The organism is Pseudomonas sp. RW10S2, assembly GCF_014268985.1.
In the GTDB taxonomy this organism is placed as follows: domain Bacteria; phylum Pseudomonadota; class Gammaproteobacteria; order Pseudomonadales; family Pseudomonadaceae; genus Aquipseudomonas; species Aquipseudomonas wayambapalatensis.
Genome location: NZ_JABWRO010000119.1, coordinates 1 through 17,260 on the forward strand (window position 1 = coordinate 1; position 17,260 = coordinate 17,260).

The window sequence follows — 17,260 nt, forward strand, 5'->3', positions numbered from 1 at the left end:
GGGGGGCGGCCCGCCGCAAAAGGCGGCGATGAGTCTGAGCAGATTTTGTTGTAGGTCTGTGCAGTTGTTTCTTGTTGTTGTGCAGTTTTCGCTGTCACTGCGCACAGGACAGGAAGTTGGAATAAGGGGTGCTTTTTCTCTTGCCTCTCCATCGGGTTGTAATCGTTGATCCAGGTCAGTATTAATCTATAGGCGTGGCTCAACAAACGACCTTTTAGAAACACATGATTCCGTTTTGGAATGCATTTCTTATTTTTCCTGCCTGGTAACGCCTGTCATGTCCAAACGCCTGATGCCCTCCACCACCGCCCTGCAATGCTTCGAGGCAGCCGCCCGCCACCTTAGCTTTACCCGTGCGGCGCAGGAGTTGCACCTCACCCAGAGCGCGGTGAGCAAACAGGTCGCACAGCTCGAGGACATGTTGTCCCACCCGCTGTTCCAGCGTATTCGCCGACGCCTGCACCTGACCCCGGCAGGCGCGCTGTACCTCACCGAAGTGAACAAGATCCTCACCCAGATCGACATCTCCAGCCGCTACATCCTCAGCTACGGCGACGAGACCGAAGTCCTGCGCATCGCCACCCAACCCACCTTCGGCGCGCGCTGGCTGGTGCCCCACCTCAAGGGTTTCGGCGAACGCCATCCGCGCATCCACCTGGACGTCCGTAACGAACTGGAGCCATTCGACCTCGTGCAGGCCACGGTCGATATCGCGTTCTTCTTTGGCCAGGGCACCTGGCCCGGCGCCACTTGCCTTGAGCTGTTCAGCGAGGAGGTGGTGCCGGTGTGCGCACCACAACTGTTGCAGGCACATGCTTTCGACAGTGCCCAGTCGCTGACCGAGCACCGTCTGCTGCAATGCGCATCGAGGCCCGAAGCCTGGCACGAGTGGTTCCTTGGGCTGGGGCTGCACAGCCAGAACAGCTACCACGGCCCACGCTTCGACACCTTCTACCTGTGCATCCGCGCAGCCATCGCAGGCTGCGGGATTGCCCTGATTCCGCGTTACCTGGTGGCCGAGGAACTAAGCGAAGGCAAGCTGGTGGTGCCGTGGAATCATCCGGTGGCGAGCAATGGCCGGCACTTCATGGCCCATGCCGAGCATGCGGCCGAGGTGCCCAAGGTAAAGGCCTTCGTGGAGTGGATCCTGGAACGGGCAGCTGAAGAGGGTTAAAAGTCGAACTTCGAGAATCCAAGGAATGATCCCAATCGAATAATTCGTTTGCCGAACACACATTCATCGCGCTTGGATAATAAGAAATTCGAACAAGGTTCCGCGCGTCCATGAATCAGGAAAGTATCAGCCAGTCCATCGCCATCGTTCACCCGATCACACTTTCCCATGGCCGCAACGCCGAAGTATGGGATACCGACGACAAGCGCTATATCGACTTCGTCGGCGGTATCGGCGTGCTCAACCTGGGCCACTGCAACCCGGCAGTGGTCGAGGCCATTCAGCACCAGGCCGCCCGCCTGACCCATTACGCCTTCAACGCCGCCCCCCATGCACCCTATGTTGCGGTCATGGAGCAGTTGAGCGCGTTCGTGCCGGTGAGCTACCCGCTTGCAGGCATGCTCACCAACAGCGGCGCCGAAGCTGCGGAGAACGCATTGAAGGTGGCCCGTGGCGCCACCGGCAAGCGGGCCGTCATCGCCTTCGATGGTGGATTCCATGGCCGCACCCTGGCCACCCTCAACCTCAACGGCAAGGTCGCCCCCTACAAGCAACGCGTGGGTGAGCTGCCGGGGCCGGTCTACCACCTACCCTACCCCAGCGCCGACACCGGCGTGACCTGCGACCAGGCGCTCAAGGCCATGGAGCGGCTGTTCGCCGTCGAGATCGCGGTCGAGGATGTGGCAGCCTTCATCCTGGAACCGGTGCAAGGCGAAGGCGGCTTCCTCGCGCTGGACCCCACCTTCGCCCAGGCCCTGCGCCGCTTCTGCGACCAGCATGGCATTCTCATCATCATCGACGAGATCCAGTCCGGTTTCGGGCGTACCGGCCAGCGCTTCGCCTTCCCACGCCTGGGCATCGAGCCAGATCTTCTGTTGCTGGCCAAGAGCATCGCCGGCGGCATGCCGCTGGGTGCAGTGGTCGGCCGACGTGAACTGCTGGATGCCCTGCCCAAGGGCGGGCTTGGCGGCACCTATTCAGGTAATCCCATCGCCTGTGCCGCGGCCCTGGCCAGCCTGGCGCAGATGACCGACGAGAACCTCGCCACCTGGGGCGAGCGTCAGGAGCGGGCCATCGTGAGGCGCTTCGAACACTGGAAAAGTAGCGGCCTGTGCCCCTACCTTGGGCGCCTGACCGGCGTCGGCGCGATGCGCGGGATCGAGTTCGTCAACACCGATGGCAGCCCAGCGCCAGCGCAGCTGGCCAAGGTAATGGAGACTGCGCGAGCCAAGGGGTTGCTACTGATGCCCAGTGGCAAGGCCCGTCACATCATTCGTCTGCTGGCACCGCTGACCATCGAAACCGAGGTGCTCGAGGAAGGGCTCGATATCCTCGAACAGTGCCTGACCGCACTGGACTGAGACTCAGAGCCCCAGTTCTTCTGGGGTGAGCATGTCGGACTCGAAGGCGATCCAACCGCCTTCGAGCTCGGCGTGGCCATTGACGATCGGGCCGTAATAGGTCAGACCGTTCTCAAGCGTGACGCAGATGTGCGTGGCCGACTTTTCAGGCGCCGCGAGCGTACCGACGAAATGCACCTTCTTCAGCGTTTCGGTCACCGCCTCGAGACCGATGCGCATGCCCGGGTTCTCCGAGGCCTCGGCGTCCCCGCCACGGTCTTCGGCGCTGACGGTCACAGTGGCGATGTAGGGGTACTTGGTGCTCAAGCGGTGTTACCTCGGGTGGATAGTCGTGTGGGCGCGTAGAGTACGGCAGGTGATCCCTGTTGTCTCTACTGGCCTCTTCGCGGGATGGCCTGCAACAGGTGATCTGCCCCCCTCGATCTGTTAGGGTGCCGGGCGATGCACGCCATACCAGACGAGGACACCACGTGAGCGCCGAAGAACCCCTGATCGCCGACCTGTTCGAGGTCGACAAACGCCTGACCCTCAAGCCCGTCGTGGACTTTAACACCTACCTGCGCAACGCCTTTGGCGACGGCGCGTGCCGCTGTCATCGCTGCGTCGAGCTGAACGGCGACGAAAGCAGCTACAGCCACCGCCACACCTTCGAGTTCGATGGCCGCCCGATGCACCGGCGCTTCGCCAACACCGCAGGCAGCGATGTATTGCAAGCCTTGAAGAAAGCCTGGCTGTCATACACCAAGAACGACCTGCCTCTGCTCGGCCAGCTGGATCTGCACACCCTGCGCACCTTCACCGAAACGAACCTGCATGAGCGGCTTGTGGCCCTGCTCCCGGCCAGCGGCCTGGCGCGCGAGGTCGAAGGTACTTGGGTGCTGCAAGCCCAGGCCGACTGACAGCCCGGCGGCGCAGCAGGATTCTCCCGGTCTGCTACCGTGGGAGAATCCTCACCTGCAGGTGACCTGCCATGGCCCGCACAACCCCCATCGAGCTGTACCGCAATATCGGCATCGTCGCCCACGTCGATGCCGGCAAGACCACCACAACGGAACGCATCCTGTTCTACACCGGGGTCAACCACAAGATGGGCGAGGTCCACGACGGCGCCGCGACCATGGACTGGATGGCCCAGGAGCAGGAACGCGGCATCACCATCACCTCGGCGGCGACCACGGCGTTCTGGCAAGGCTCGACCAAGCAATTCGCCGACAAGTACCGCTTCAACATCATCGATACGCCCGGCCACGTCGACTTCACCATCGAGGTGGAGCGTTCGCTGCGCGTGCTCGATGGCGCAGTGGTGGTCTTCAGCGGCGCCGACGGGGTCGAGCCGCAGTCCGAGACGGTATGGCGCCAGGCCAACAAGTACCACGTGCCACGCCTGGCCTATATCAACAAGATGGACCGCCAGGGTGCGGACTTTCTGCGTGTGGTGAAGCAGATCGACCAGCGCCTGGGCCACCACCCGGTGCCCATCCAGTTGGCCATCGGCAGCGAAGAAAACTTCATCGGCCAGATCGACCTGGTGAAGATGAAGGCCATCTACTGGAACGACGCCGACCAGGGCACCAGCTACCGCGAAGAACCGATTCCCGCCGAACTGCAGGCCCTGGCCGACGAATGGCGCGCGCACATGGTCGAGGCCGCGGCCGAAGCCAATGACGAACTGACCCTTAAGTTTCTTGAAGGCGAAGAGCTGAGCATCGACGAGATCAAAACCGCCCTGCGCCAACGCACCATCGCCAACGAGATCGTACCGACCATCCTCGGCTCCTCGTTCAAGAACAAGGGCGTGCCACTGATGCTCGATGCGGTGATCGACTACCTCCCCGCGCCCAGCGAAATCCCTGCAATCAAGGGCACCGACCCGGACGACGAGGAAAAGCACCTTGAGCGCCATGCCGACGACAAGGAACCGTTCTCCGCACTCGCCTTCAAGATCGCCACCGACCCCTTCGTCGGCACCCTGACCTTCGCCCGCGTCTACTCCGGCGTACTCAGCTCCGGCAATGCGGTGCTCAATTCGGTCAAGGGCAAGAAGGAACGTATCGGCCGCATGGTCCAGATGCACGCCAACCAGCGTGCCGAAATCAAAGACGTGTGCGCGGGCGACATCGCCGCGCTGATCGGCATGAAGGACGTGACCACAGGCGATACCCTGTGCGACATCGACAAGCCGATCATCCTCGAGCGCATGGACTTCCCGGACCCGGTGATCTCGGTCGCGGTCGAGCCGAAAACCAAGGCCGACCAGGAGAAGATGGGGATCGCCCTGGGCAAGCTCGCGCAGGAAGACCCCTCGTTCCGCGTGCGCACCGATGAAGAGACCGGGCAGACCATCATCTCCGGCATGGGCGAGCTGCACCTGGACATCATCGTCGACCGCATGCGCCGGGAGTTCAACGTCGAAGCCAACATCGGCAAACCACAGGTCGCCTACCGCGAGAAAATCCGCAACACCTGCGAGATCGAAGGCCGCTTCGTCCGACAGTCTGGCGGACGCGGCCAGTATGGCCATTGCTGGATACGCTTCGCCCCGGGCGACGAAGGCAAGGAAGGCCTGGAGTTCATCAATGAGATCGTCGGCGGCGTGGTGCCGCGCGAGTACATCCCGGCAATCCAGAAAGGCATCGAGGAGCAGATGAAGAACGGCGTGCTCGCCGGGTATCCCCTGATCAACCTCAAGGCCGCAGTGTTCGACGGCTCCTACCACGACGTCGATTCCAACGAAATGGCCTACAAGATTGCCGCGTCCATGGCGACCAAGCAGCTGTCTCAAAAAGGCGGCGCAGTGTTGCTGGAGCCGGTGATGAAGGTCGAAGTGGTAACGCCCGAGGAGTACCAGGGCGACATTCTGGGCGACCTCAGCCGTCGCCGCGGGATGATCCAGGATGGTGACGAGACGCCCGCCGGCAAGGTGATTCGCGCCGAGGTGCCATTGGGCGAGATGTTCGGATACGCCACCTCGATGCGCTCGATGACCCAAGGCCGGGCCAGCTTCTCGATGGAGTTCACGCGCTATGCGGAGGCGCCGGCGAGTATCGCCGATGGCATCGTGAAGAAGAACCGGGGGGAATAGCCCAGGCGACCTCATCGCGGGGCCCGGACTTGCCCCGCGATGGCGTCGGTCTCGCCGACTCAGAACCTCAATGCTGCTCGCCTGCCCGCCGCAACAGCTTCTTGCACCGCTCCGACAGATGCACCACGCGCAGGTGCTTGCCCGCACGGGAATACCGCTCGCGCAGGGTCTTCAACGCGGCGATCGCCGAGTAGTCGACGAAACTCAGGTGCTTGCAGTCCAGCGTCACGCTCTGCGGATCCTGCGCCGGATCGAACTGCTCGAGAAACGGTGTGGTCGAGGCGAAGAACAAGGTGCCGTGCACTTGGTAAATCTTGCCGCCCTGGCCGTCCTCGTGGCTATCGGCATACAGCTCACGAGCATGCTGCCAGGCGAAGTTGATGGCCGCGATGACAATCCCGAACAGCACCGCAGTGGCCAGATCCGTCAGTACCGTGACCACCGTTACTGCAATGATCGCCAACACATCGCTTTTCGGCACCTTGTGCAGCACTCGCAGCGACGCCCAGGCAAAGGTCTGCTGCGCCACGACGAACATCACCCCGACCAGTGCGGCCAGCGGAATACGCTCGATCAGCGGCGACAGGAACAACACGAACAGCAGGATCATCACCCCCGCCACTACGCCCGACAGCCGACCGCGGCCATTGGAACTCAGGTTGATCACGGTCTGGCCGATCATCGCGCAGCCGCCCATGCCACCGCACAGCCCCGACACCATGTTGGCCGCGCCCAGGGCCACACATTCACGATCAGGGAAACCGCGGCTCTCGGTGATCTCATCGGTGAGATTGAGGGTCAACAGGGTTTCCAGCAGACCGACCATGGCCATCAACAGCGCATAGGGGGCGATGATCTTGAGCGTCTCGAGGTTCCAGGGCACCTCCGGCCAGGCCAGTTGCGGCAGGCCACCGGCGATGTGCGCCATGTCGCCGAGGGTGCGGGTCGGCAGCTCGAGCAGGTAGACCAGCAGGCCCACACCGAGAATAGCCACCAGCGCAGGCGGCACCGCGCGGGTCAGCTTCGGCAGTACGTAGACCACCAGCATCGTCAGGGCTACCAGACCGACCATCAGCAGCAGCGGCTTCCCGCCGAGCCAGTGCTCGCCGTCCTTGAAATGCTCGAGCTGGGCCATGGCGATGACGATGGCCAGGCCATTGACGAAGCCAAGCATCACCGGGTAAGGCACCAGCCGCACCAGCTTCCCAAGACGCAGCACGCCGAACAGAATCATCACGATCCCGCCAAGCAGCACCGTGGCCAGCAGATACTGGGCACCGTGCTGCACGACCAGGGCGACGATCACCACCGCCATCGACCCGGCGGCGCCGGAGATCATCCCTGGGCGACCGCCGAACAACGCGGTCAGCGTGCAAATGATGAAGGCACCGTAGAGCCCCATCAGCGGATTGAGGTGCGCCACCAGGGCGAAGGCGATGCACTCGGGCACCAGGGCGAAGGAGGTGGTCAGGCCAGCGAGTACGTCGGCACGAAGTCGGGCGGGTTTCATGTAGATCCTGTGGGGTGTCCAGTCATGGCGACGGCGCGCGCGCAATGGGAGCAACCCATCACCCACGCAGAAGCAAAAACGAAGGGCGCGATGTTACGGAATTTGTCTGACAGCGGCCACCGCCGCTCTGCTCAGCGCACCCGCTCCCGGCTCTGCACCGCGAGATCCAGCGCGCGCTGCATGTCCAGCCGCGCCGAGCGACCCAGGTCCGGGTCATTGAGGCGGCCATTGCGCTCCGACGGCAGGATCGGCGCAGTCAGGTCCTCGGCATCCATCGCCTCGAAGTCCTGTTCAGAGCCCATGGTCAGGGAGCTGCGGCGCAGCAACATACGCACCTGCTCGGGCGTAAGCTGCGGATTGATCGACAACATCGCTGCCACCGTCGAAGCCACCAACGGCGTCGCGTAGGACGTACCGCAGTGCGGCTTGCCAGCATCGGCAGGTTGCAGACAGGCCGCTGCACTGACATCCACACGCATGTCGACGTTGGAGCTGCGGCGCTTGACCACATGCTGCGGATCCTCGACCGCGGTGTCGCGCTCGCCGCGTTGATGCCCGCCCACCACCAGCAACTGCTCGGTCACGAACGACGATGGCAAACGGTATTCATCAGTGCCAGACCATGACGAGCCATTGCCCGCCGAATTGACCACCACCACATCCGGGTGCTCGCTGCGCAGCCATAGGAAGAATTCCTCGAGCAACTCCTCGTAGCCACTCATGGCCAACCCCGAGCGCACCAGCGAATCGACCTCGTCGCCCTCCACGTTTTTGGCGCCCACGCGGTGGATACCCCAACTCCAGTTGAGCACCCGTACGCCGTCCTCGACCAGGTTGACCGACGCGGCGATGTTGGCGGTGATACCTGCATCCGAGTTGCGCTCGACGATCACCTCGAACCCGGGGCTGGCCTTGCCCAGGCCGCTGAGAAAGCCACCTGCCGCCCCCTCCCCGCGCCCGGCCAGGATACCGGCGACGTGGCTGCCGTGACTCTGCGCACGTGCGCCGTCGCGGCCGTAAAGGCAGGTCTGTCTTGGCCCGCAGGCGCCGCGATAAACCTGAAAGGGCGCAGCGTCGAAATCCAGCTCGCGCTCGATCACGCCCACACGTATCGGCTGTACAGGCACGTTCGAGGCCGGGACCCGGCGCTGGTAGTAGTACAGGGCATCCGTGAAACGATTGGCCGCCCACTCATCGGCCTGGTCGATGACCGTAGCCTTGCCGCCCTCGCCTTCCTCACCTCGCTCCGGCGCCGACTCTTCGACGATCACCGCGTCCACGCTTATCTCGCTGCCCATGCGCAGGATCATCGCATCGCGCTGTACAAGATCACGTACCGGAAGGCGCAGTTGGTAGACGTTCAACGGCGGGATCGCCCCCACCACCTGCGCACCATATTTGTTGGCGATACGTTGCGCCTCCTCGCGCCCGTTGTGCTTTTCCTCGATCAACAGGCTGACCAGGTCGAGGTAGGTGGTCAGGCCGTCCATGTTCCTGGCCACCTCGTGCGGGCCTGCGGCGACCACATGGCTGCGCTGGCGAGTGAGCCAGACCGGATTGCTTTTCTGCCCGCTGACCTGCAGCCACAAAGCAGCGCTCGGACCGGGCTGGTCGAGCGTGAACTCGAGCCTGTCGCCCTCGCGCTGCACGGCATTGGCAGGCAAGGCCCGGTCGCCCAGCCACACCTGTGGAGCCTGGTGCTCCAGACCTTGCGCGCGCAGGCACCAGTGCTGCGAGGCCTCGGACAGCAAATCGCCGCAGCGCTGCAACTGCTGGATGCGCGGTTCGGCGATGGCACTCTGTCCAAGAACAAGCAACAACAAAGGTAGGTAGTGCTTCATGCTGAGGGTCTGCAATGGTCTTTTTGCTGCGACCCCAGCGCTCAGGCGATGGTTCAGCTGTTGACGGTAGCCCTCGAAAGCTCCGCAGCCGCACTGCAAATTTCAAATCCCTGTGATCCAGACACGGCACAATGCTGGCAAATTTGCCATCATGTCTATTCAACCTGCGGAGACCACCTACATGCCGCTACGCCCCCTTGTCACCGCCCTGCTGCTGGCGGCCAGCCTCACCGCACAGGCGGCCACCGAAGTCGTGCCGCTGCAGCACCGCAGCAGCGCCGAGCTGCTGCCGACCGCCCAGTCCTTTCTTGGAAAGGACGGAACCGTCAGCGCCTTCGAGAACAAATTGATCGTCAATGCCAGCCCGGAACGCATCGACGACCTGCGCGCCTTGCTACAGCAGTTGGACACTGCGCCCAAACGCCTGCTGATCAGCGTTGACAACAACGACAGCAACTACCAGGACAACCGCGGCAACGCCCGGGTCATCCAGTACGGCACCAGCAACCGCGAAGGCGGCCTGCAGCAGATCCAGGCCAGCGAAGGCCAGCCGGCACTGATCCAGATCGGCCAGAGCATCCCCATCACCAGCACCTCGACCGATGGTTACGGACGCATCCAGAGCGACACCCAATACCGCAATGTAACCCAGGGTTTCTACGTCACGCCGAGCGTCAGCGGTGAAACGGTTCGTCTGCAAATCAGCACTAATAATGATCGAATGAGCCAGGAACGCCAGGATGTAGTGAAAGTGCAGAGCACCGACACGACCATCTCGGGCAAGCTCGGCGAGTGGATCACCCTGGCGGGGTACAACCAGCAGAGCCAGGCCGAAAACAGCCCTTCGGCCCTCACCTACAGCACCCAGCGCGGTGAAAACATGACGCTACGCGTCAAAGTCGACCTTCTCGACTGATCCCAGGCAGTTCAAGGCCTCGACCAAGGGCCTTGAAACTGACTGCAGAGTCGCATTAGACCAAAGATGTAGTAAGCCAAAAAAAGCACTACAAAACATTTGACAGGCTCTTTTCGCCAAGGGCATGATGGCCTCGCTCCCGCTAATCAGGGGCCCTGGCAAGGGCCTTCGGGACGCCCTCCCGATACCCCTGGAGGCGTCCTGTGTCTATACGGCCCACAAGGCGGTTCGACGGGATTGCGACTGCAACGAAGAAGTTGTCCCGAGGGACGGAAGCGCATCACCGCAGAACCGGCAATCGACGTCGCACCGCAGCAAGGCATCCACGAGCCGACCTGCTGGGGACACCTTCGCCTGAACTGCACCCCCTTCCCCTTCGAGCCTTCCCCGTTCGCCGCCGCACTCCCCCGGACAGGACAGCCGCCAGGCCTCTGATTCCGCGCCCTGAGCATCCGCACAACTACACTCAAGATCGATGCGACGAGGTTTATTTCCATGGCACTGACACGCGAACAGCAAATTGCAGCCCTCGAGAAAGACTGGGCCGAGAACCCGCGCTGGAAAGGCGTGACCCGTACCTACACCGCCGCCGATGTCGTTCGCCTGCGTGGCTCCCTGCAGCCAGAGCACACCTTTGCTCGTCAAGGCGCAGAAAAACTGTGGAAGCTGGTCACCCAAGGTGCCCACCCGTCCTTCCGGCCCGAAAAAGATTTCGTCAACTGCATGGGCGCCCTCACCGGCGGCCAGGCCGTGCAGCAGGTAAAAGCCGGCATTCAGGCCATTTACCTGTCCGGCTGGCAGGTAGCCGCCGACAACAACTCGGCCGAGTCCATGTACCCTGACCAGTCGCTGTACCCGGTCGACTCCGTACCGACCGTGGTCAAGCGCATCAACAACGCCTTCCGCCGCGCCGACCAGATCCAGTGGAAAGCCGGCAAGAACCCAGGCGACGATGGCTACATCGACTACTTCGCACCGATCGTGGCTGACGCCGAAGCCGGTTTCGGCGGCGTGCTGAACGCCTACGAGCTGATGAAGAACATGATCGAGGCAGGCGCCGCCGGCGTGCACTTCGAAGACCAGCTGGCCTCGGTGAAAAAATGCGGTCACATGGGTGGCAAGGTACTGGTGCCAACCCAGGAAGCCGTACAGAAGCTGGTGGCCGCGCGTCTGGCCGCTGACGTTGCGGGCGTACCGACCATCATCCTCGCCCGCACCGACGCCAACGCTGCTGACCTGCTGACCAGCGACTGCGACCCTTACGACCAGCCGTTCGTGATCGGCGAGCGCACCCGTGAAGGCTTCTACAAGGTACGTGCCGGCCTCGACCAGGCCATCGCCCGCGGCCTGGCCTACGCCCCGTACGCCGACTTGATCTGGTGCGAAACCGCCAAGCCGGACCTGGACGAAGCCCGTCGCTTTGCCGAAGCGATCAAGAAGGAGTACCCGGACCAACTGCTGTCGTACAACTGCTCGCCATCCTTCAACTGGAAGAAGAACCTGGACGATGCCACCATCGCCAAGTTCCAGCGCGAACTGTCGGCAATGGGCTACAAGCACCAGTTCATCACCCTGGCCGGCATCCACAACATGTGGCACGGCATGTTCAACCTGGCGCACGACTACGCCCGCAACGACATGACCGCCTACGTGAAACTGCAGGAGCAGGAATTCGCCGACGCCAGCAAGGGCTACACCTTCGTGGCGCACCAGCAGGAAGTGGGCACCGGTTATTTCGACGACATGACCACCGTGATCCAGGGTGGCGCTTCGTCGGTGACAGCACTGACCGGTTCGACCGAGGAAGAGCAGTTCCACTGATAGTGGGTTGCTGACAGAGGCCCGGGGCTTGAGAAAGCCCCGGGCTTTCTTTTGCCTGCCGCCCCACCACTGCCTCCCCCTGCAGGCGCCTGATGTCCTGACGACGAGGCAAATCCCGAGATCAGGACTATGCTTGAGGCAGCACAGCAAGCAAGGACTGCCACATGCCTCGTCCAAGCCAACGCCTGGATGCCCTCTATATTAAGAAGCACAGCCCGCACCCTGCTTGCTCGCTTGCGCCTCCTTGCCATTGCAGCCCGCCCCGTAGCCCCGTCTTTCGCCGAAACATTGACCCAGAGCGGTGCACGAGAACGATGCAACTGCTAGAACGAGAGTTTTTCTCATTTGCAAGTGACAAGATTGTGAATTGAACTAGGCAGGTGACAGATGAGGAGAGAAACAGCGGCGCAGCCAAATGATATTAATTATCATTATTAAATTGAAGACTCGTTACGCCAACCAAGAAACATAATTAACAAATCTGGTTGGAATGCCCGAAACTCAAGGCTTTCAGCCATTTACGAAAGATTTTTGTTCTTAATCCTACGAATAAATTTGCGCTGGAAATTTTACTTGCCGTGGGTTTACCCATAAAATCAGCGCGATTGATTCAGCTGCGACATTTGGTCACTGCGTCAGCGACACCGCGTCGCCGCTCTACTTATTTCAGACTGCAGAGCTGGGTCTCTGTATAAGGATTTCAAGCATGTCCGATTCGGCAGGACTCATCGCCCACAACTGGGGCTTTGCCATCTTCCTCCTGGGTGTCGTCGGCCTGTGTGCCTTCATGCTCGGCCTGTCCAGCCTGCTCGGCAGCAAGGCTTGGGGCCGCGCCAAGAACGAACCCTTCGAATCCGGCATGCTGCCCGTAGGCAGCGCCCGCCTGCGCCTGTCCGCCAAATTCTATCTGGTCGCGATGCTGTTCGTGATCTTCGATATCGAAGCCCTCTTTCTCTTTGCATGGTCTGTGTCCGTCCGCGAAAGCGGCTGGACCGGATTCGTCGAAGCTCTCGTTTTCATAGCAATTCTGTTGGCAGGTCTTGTCTACCTTTGGCGCGTCGGTGCTCTTGATTGGGCTCCCGAAGGTCGCCGCAAGCGGCAAGCGAAGCTGAAACAATGAGGCTTTGGCAATGCAATACAATCTCACCAGAATCGATCCGGATGCGCCCAACGAGCAGTACCCGGTAGGTGATCGGGAAACCGTCACCGACCAACTGCTGGAGGACCAGGTCCACAAGAACATCTACATGGGGAAACTCGAAGATGTGCTGCGTGGCGCGGTCAACTGGGGTCGCAAGAACTCCCTCTGGCCGTACAACTTCGGACTGTCCTGCTGCTACGTGGAAATGACCACGGCCTTCACGGCACCCCACGACATCGCCCGCTTCGGCGCCGAAGTCATCCGGGCGTCGCCGCGCCAGGCTGACTTCATGGTCGTCGCCGGTACCTGCTTCATCAAGATGGCGCCGATCATCCAGCGCCTCTACGAGCAGATGCTCGAACCCAAGTGGGTCATCTCCATGGGTTCGTGCGCCAACTCCGGTGGCATGTACGACATCTACTCGGTCGTTCAGGGGGTCGACAAGTTCCTCCCCGTGGACGTGTACGTGCCTGGCTGCCCGCCGCGCCCCGAAGCCTTCCTGCAAGGCTTGATGCTGCTGCAGGAATCGATCGGCCAGGAGCGACGCCCACTCTCCTGGGTTGTCGGCGATCAAGGCATTTACCGTGCCGAGATGCCCGCCCAGAAGGACCTGCGTCGCGAACAGCGTATCGCGGTAACCAACCTGCGCAGCCCCGACGAAGTCTGATCCAGCGACCTGCCGCCCGCTCCCCAGGAGCCGGCGGCCTGGCTTCATTCTCTACGTTGACTCAAAGCGACCGAGACCATGACAGCGGACACCGCTATTTATATTCCGCCTTACAAGGCTGACGACCAGGATGTGGTCGTCGAACTGCACAACCGTTTTGGCGCTGACGCCTTCGTCGCCCAAGAGACCCGCACCGGCATGCCGGTACTGTGGGTCAACCGTGCCCAGCTCAAAGATGTACTTTCTTTCCTGCGCAACGTCGCCAAACCGTACAGCATGCTGTACGACCTGCACGGCGTCGACGAGCGCCTGCGCACCCAGCGCCGCGGCCTGCCTGCCGCCGACTTCAGCGTGTTCTACCACCTGTTGTCGGTCGAGCGTAACAGCGACGTGATGATCAAGGTGTCGCTGAGCGAAGGCGACCTGAACCTGCCGTCCGTGACCAGCATCTGGCCGAACGCCAACTGGTACGAGCGTGAAGTCTGGGACATGTTCGGCATCGACTTCGCCGGTCACCCGCACCTGTCGCGCATCCTGATGCCGCCGACCTGGGAAGGTCACCCGCTGCGCAAGGACTTCCCAGCCCGCGCCACCGAGTTCGATCCCTACTCGCTGAACCTCGCCAAGCAACAGCTTGAAGAAGAGTCGGCGCGCTTCAACCCCGAGGCCTGGGGCATGAAACGCCAGGGCGCCAACGAGGACTACATGTTCCTCAACCTCGGCCCCAACCACCCTTCTGCCCACGGTGCCTTCCGTATCGTCCTGCAACTGGACGGCGAAGAAATCGTCGACTGCGTCCCCGACATCGGCTACCACCACCGAGGTGCCGAGAAGATGGCCGAACGTCAGTCCTGGCACAGCTTCATTCCCTACACCGACCGTATCGACTACCTCGGCGGGGTAATGAACAACCTGCCGTACGTACTCGCGGTCGAGAAGCTGGCCGGTATCCAGGTGCCGCAGAAAGTCGACGTGATTCGCATCATGCTCGCCGAATTCTTCCGGATCACCAGCCACCTGCTGTTCCTGGGTACCTACATCCAGGACGTCGGCGCCATGACCCCGGTGTTCTTCACCTTCACCGACCGCCAGCGTGCCTACACCGTGATCGAGGCGATCACCGGTTTCCGCCTGCACCCGGCCTGGTACCGCATCGGCGGCGTCGCCCACGACCTGCCGCGCGGCTGGGACAAGCTGGTCAAGGATTTCGTCGAATGGCTGCCCAAGCGCCTGGACGAATACACCAAGGCCGCCCTGCAGAACAGCATCCTCAAGGGCCGTACCATCGGCGTTGCCGCATACAACACCAAGGAAGCGCTGGAGTGGGGTACCACCGGTGCCGGCCTGCGCGCCACCGGTTGCGACTTCGACCTGCGCAAAGCCCGCCCCTACTCCGGCTACGAGAACTTCGAGTTCGAAGTACCGCTGGCCCACAACGGCGATGCCTACGATCGCTGCATGGTCCGTGTCGAGGAGATGCGCCAGAGTATCCGCATCATCGACCAGTGCCTGCGCAACATGCCGGAAGGCCCGTACAAGGCGGATCACCCGCTGACCACGCCGCCACCGAAAGAGCGCACCCTGCAGCACATCGAGACCCTCATCACCCACTTCCTGCAAGTCTCGTGGGGCCCGGTCATGCCGGCCAACGAGTCGTTCCAGATGATCGAGGCGACCAAGGGCATCAACAGTTACTACCTGACGAGCGATGGCGGCACCATGAGCTACCGCACCCGGATCCGCACGCCCAGCTATCCGCACCTGCAGCAGATCCCTTCGGTGATCAAAGGCAGCATGGTCGCGGACCTGATCGCGTACCTGGGCAGTATCGACTTCGTTATGGCTGACGTGGACCGCTAAGCATGAACAGCACGCTTATCCAAACCGACCGTTTCGCCCTGAGCGAAACCGAGCGCTCGGCCATCGAGCACGAGATGCACCACTACGAAGACCCGCGCGCGGCGTCCATCGAAGCCTTGAAAATCGTACAGAAGGAACGCGGCTGGGTGCCGGACGGCGCCATCTACGCAATCGGCGAAGTGCTGGGCATCCCTGCCAGCGACGTCGAGGGCGTGGCCACCTTCTACAGCCAGATCTTCCGCCAGCCGGTCGGTCGCCACATCATTCGCGTGTGCGACAGCATGGTCTGCTATATCGGCGGCCATGAATCGGTTGTCAGTCAGATCCAGAGCGAGCTGGGCATCGGCCTGGGCCAGACCACCGCCGATGGCCGCTTCACCCTGCTGCCGGTGTGCTGCCTGGGCAACTGCGACAAGGCCCCGGCGCTGATGATCGACGACGACACCTTTGGCGACGTGCAGCCTGCCGGCGTCTCCAAACTGCTGGAGGGTTACGTATGACCATCACTTCCTTCGGCCCGGCCAACCGCATCGCGCGCTCGGCTGAAACCCACCCGCTGACCTGGCGCCTGCGTGACGACGGCGAGCCAGTGTGGCTGACCGAGTACGAGTCCAAGAACGGCTATGCCGCGGCCCGCAAGGCCCTGGCCGACATGTCCGCCGACGACATCGTGCAAAGCGTCAAGGACTCCGGCCTCAAGGGCCGCGGCGGCGCAGGCTTCCCCACTGGCGTGAAGTGGGGCCTGATGCCCAAAGACGAATCCATGAACATCCGCTACCTGCTGTGCAACGCGGACGAAATGGAGCCCAACACCTGGAAAGACCGCATGCTGATGGAGCAACAGCCCCATCTGCTGGTCGAGGGCATGCTGATCAGCGCCCGCGCGCTGAAGGCCTACCGTGGCTACATCTTCCTGCGCGGCGAGTACACCACGGCAGCGAAGAACCTCAACCGTGCCATCGAGGAAGCCAAGGCCGCAGGCCTGCTGGGCAAGAACATCCTCGGTTCCGGTTTCGACTTCGAACTGTTCGTGCACACTGGTGCCGGGCGCTACATCTGCGGTGAAGAAACCGCACTGATCAACTCGCTCGAAGGCCGTCGCGCCAACCCGCGCTCCAAGCCGCCCTTCCCTGCCGCCGTCGGCGTGTGGGGCAAGCCGACCTGCGTGAACAACGTCGAAACCCTGTGCAACGTCCCGGCCATCGTCGCCAACGGCAACGACTGGTACAAGTCGCTGGCCCGCGAAGGCAGCGAAGACCACGGCACCAAACTGATGGGCTTCTCCGGCAAGGTGAAAAACCCGGGCCTGTGGGAACTGCCTTTCGGCGTGACCGCCCGCGAGCTGTTCGAAGACTACGCCGGCGGCATGCGCGACGGCTTCAAGCTCAAGTGCTGGCAGCCAGGTGGTGCCGGTACCGGTTTCCTGCTGCCGGAACACCTGGACGCACAGATGTACGCCGGTGGTATCGCCAAGGTCGGCACCCGTATGGGTACTGGCCTGGCGATGGCGGTCGACGACAGCATCAACATGGTCTCGCTGCTGCGCAACATGGAAGAGTTCTTCGCCCGCGAATCGTGCGGCTGGTGCACCCCATGCCGCGACGGCCTGCCATGGAGCGTGAAGATGCTGCGCGCCCTGGAGAAAGGCCAAGGCCGCGCCGAAGACATCGAGACCCTGCTGGGTCTGGTCAACTTCCTCGGCCCAGGCCGCACCTTCTGTGCTCACGCACCGGGTGCCGTGGAGCCGCTGGGCAGTGCCATCAAATACTTCCGGTCCGAGTTCGAGGCCGGTGTCGCGCCCGCGAGTGGTGCCGACACCCTGCGCCCGAATCTGGCCAAGCCGATTGTGGTCGGCGCATAACAAGATGAATCGCCGGGGGGGGGGGG

General features: G+C 62.3%; 15 protein-coding genes. 11 read left to right on the forward strand and 4 right to left on the reverse strand.

Features of this window, described 5'->3' with window-relative positions; genetic code table 11:
* The coding region (locus tag HU729_RS25890) for a hypothetical protein (RefSeq protein WP_238348412.1) at positions 1-203 on the reverse strand (203 nt) is incomplete at its 3' end.
* Between the two features lie 74 nt (positions 204-277).
* Here HU729_RS25890 and gcvA point away from each other — a divergent pair.
* A complete protein-coding gene (gene gcvA / locus HU729_RS21185; RefSeq protein ID WP_186711464.1) occupies positions 278-1,174 on the forward strand; it encodes a transcriptional regulator GcvA in 897 nt (298 codons plus the stop codon).
* Between the two features lie 110 nt (positions 1,175-1,284).
* Complete coding sequence (locus tag HU729_RS21190) at positions 1,285-2,535, forward strand: aspartate aminotransferase family protein (RefSeq protein WP_186711465.1); 1,251 nt, start codon at positions 1,285-1,287, stop codon at positions 2,533-2,535.
* 3 nt (positions 2,536-2,538) lie between these two features.
* Here the strand turns inward: HU729_RS21190 and HU729_RS21195 are convergent, their stop codons facing one another.
* Positions 2,539-2,841: a hypothetical protein gene (locus HU729_RS21195; protein ID WP_063544334.1), complete on the reverse strand. Its 303-nt coding sequence runs from the start codon at positions 2,839-2,841 to the stop codon at positions 2,539-2,541.
* A gap of 164 nt (positions 2,842-3,005) precedes the next feature.
* On the opposite strand from HU729_RS21195, the gene HU729_RS21200 reads away from it, so the two are divergent.
* The gene (locus HU729_RS21200) at positions 3,006-3,434 is read left to right on the forward strand and encodes a hypothetical protein (RefSeq protein ID WP_186711466.1); all 429 of its coding nucleotides are present in this window, start codon (positions 3,006-3,008) and stop codon (positions 3,432-3,434) included.
* A gap of 71 nt (positions 3,435-3,505) precedes the next feature.
* Positions 3,506-5,617 carry an elongation factor G gene (fusA, locus tag HU729_RS21205; RefSeq protein ID WP_186711467.1) on the forward strand — a complete coding sequence of 704 codons (2,112 nt, stop codon included), beginning with the start codon at positions 3,506-3,508 and terminating at the stop codon, positions 5,615-5,617.
* A gap of 67 nt (positions 5,618-5,684) precedes the next feature.
* Here fusA and HU729_RS21210 read toward each other — a convergent pair whose 3' ends face one another.
* A complete protein-coding gene (locus HU729_RS21210; protein ID WP_186669772.1) occupies positions 5,685-7,127 on the reverse strand; it encodes a SulP family inorganic anion transporter in 1,443 nt (480 codons plus the stop codon).
* A 131-nt stretch (positions 7,128-7,258) separates the two neighbouring features.
* Positions 7,259-8,968 (reverse strand): S8/S53 family peptidase, encoded by a 1,710-nt coding sequence (locus HU729_RS21215; protein ID WP_186669774.1) that lies wholly within the window; start codon positions 8,966-8,968, stop codon positions 7,259-7,261.
* A 181-nt stretch (positions 8,969-9,149) separates the two neighbouring features.
* Between HU729_RS21215 and HU729_RS21220 the strand changes: the two genes are divergently transcribed.
* The 7 genes from HU729_RS21220 to nuoF all read left to right on the forward strand — a co-directional run bounded on the left by HU729_RS21220 (position 9,150) and on the right by nuoF (position 17,234).
* The gene (locus HU729_RS21220) at positions 9,150-9,884 is read left to right on the forward strand and encodes a secretin N-terminal domain-containing protein (protein WP_238348413.1); all 735 of its coding nucleotides are present in this window, start codon (positions 9,150-9,152) and stop codon (positions 9,882-9,884) included.
* A gap of 495 nt (positions 9,885-10,379) precedes the next feature.
* Positions 10,380-11,705 carry an isocitrate lyase gene (aceA, locus tag HU729_RS21225; RefSeq protein ID WP_054892704.1) on the forward strand — a complete coding sequence of 442 codons (1,326 nt, stop codon included), beginning with the start codon at positions 10,380-10,382 and terminating at the stop codon, positions 11,703-11,705.
* 706 nt (positions 11,706-12,411) lie between these two features.
* The gene (locus tag HU729_RS21230; RefSeq protein ID WP_003251427.1) at positions 12,412-12,825 is read left to right on the forward strand and encodes an NADH-quinone oxidoreductase subunit A; all 414 of its coding nucleotides are present in this window, start codon (positions 12,412-12,414) and stop codon (positions 12,823-12,825) included.
* A 10-nt stretch (positions 12,826-12,835) separates the two neighbouring features.
* Entirely contained in the window at positions 12,836-13,513 is a 678-nt protein-coding gene (locus HU729_RS21235; RefSeq protein WP_186669778.1) for an NADH-quinone oxidoreductase subunit B, read from the forward strand.
* A gap of 78 nt (positions 13,514-13,591) precedes the next feature.
* Positions 13,592-15,373 (forward strand): NADH-quinone oxidoreductase subunit C/D, encoded by a 1,782-nt coding sequence (gene nuoC, locus HU729_RS21240; protein ID WP_186669780.1) that lies wholly within the window; start codon positions 13,592-13,594, stop codon positions 15,371-15,373.
* Positions 15,374-15,375: 2 nt separating this feature from the next.
* Entirely contained in the window at positions 15,376-15,873 is a 498-nt protein-coding gene (gene nuoE, locus HU729_RS21245) for an NADH-quinone oxidoreductase subunit NuoE (protein ID WP_012313767.1), read from the forward strand.
* Entirely contained in the window at positions 15,870-17,234 is a 1,365-nt protein-coding gene (nuoF, locus tag HU729_RS21250) for an NADH-quinone oxidoreductase subunit NuoF (RefSeq protein ID WP_186711468.1), read from the forward strand. The genes nuoE and nuoF overlap by 4 nt, the downstream gene beginning before the upstream one ends.
* Positions 17,235-17,260 lie beyond the last annotated feature (26 nt).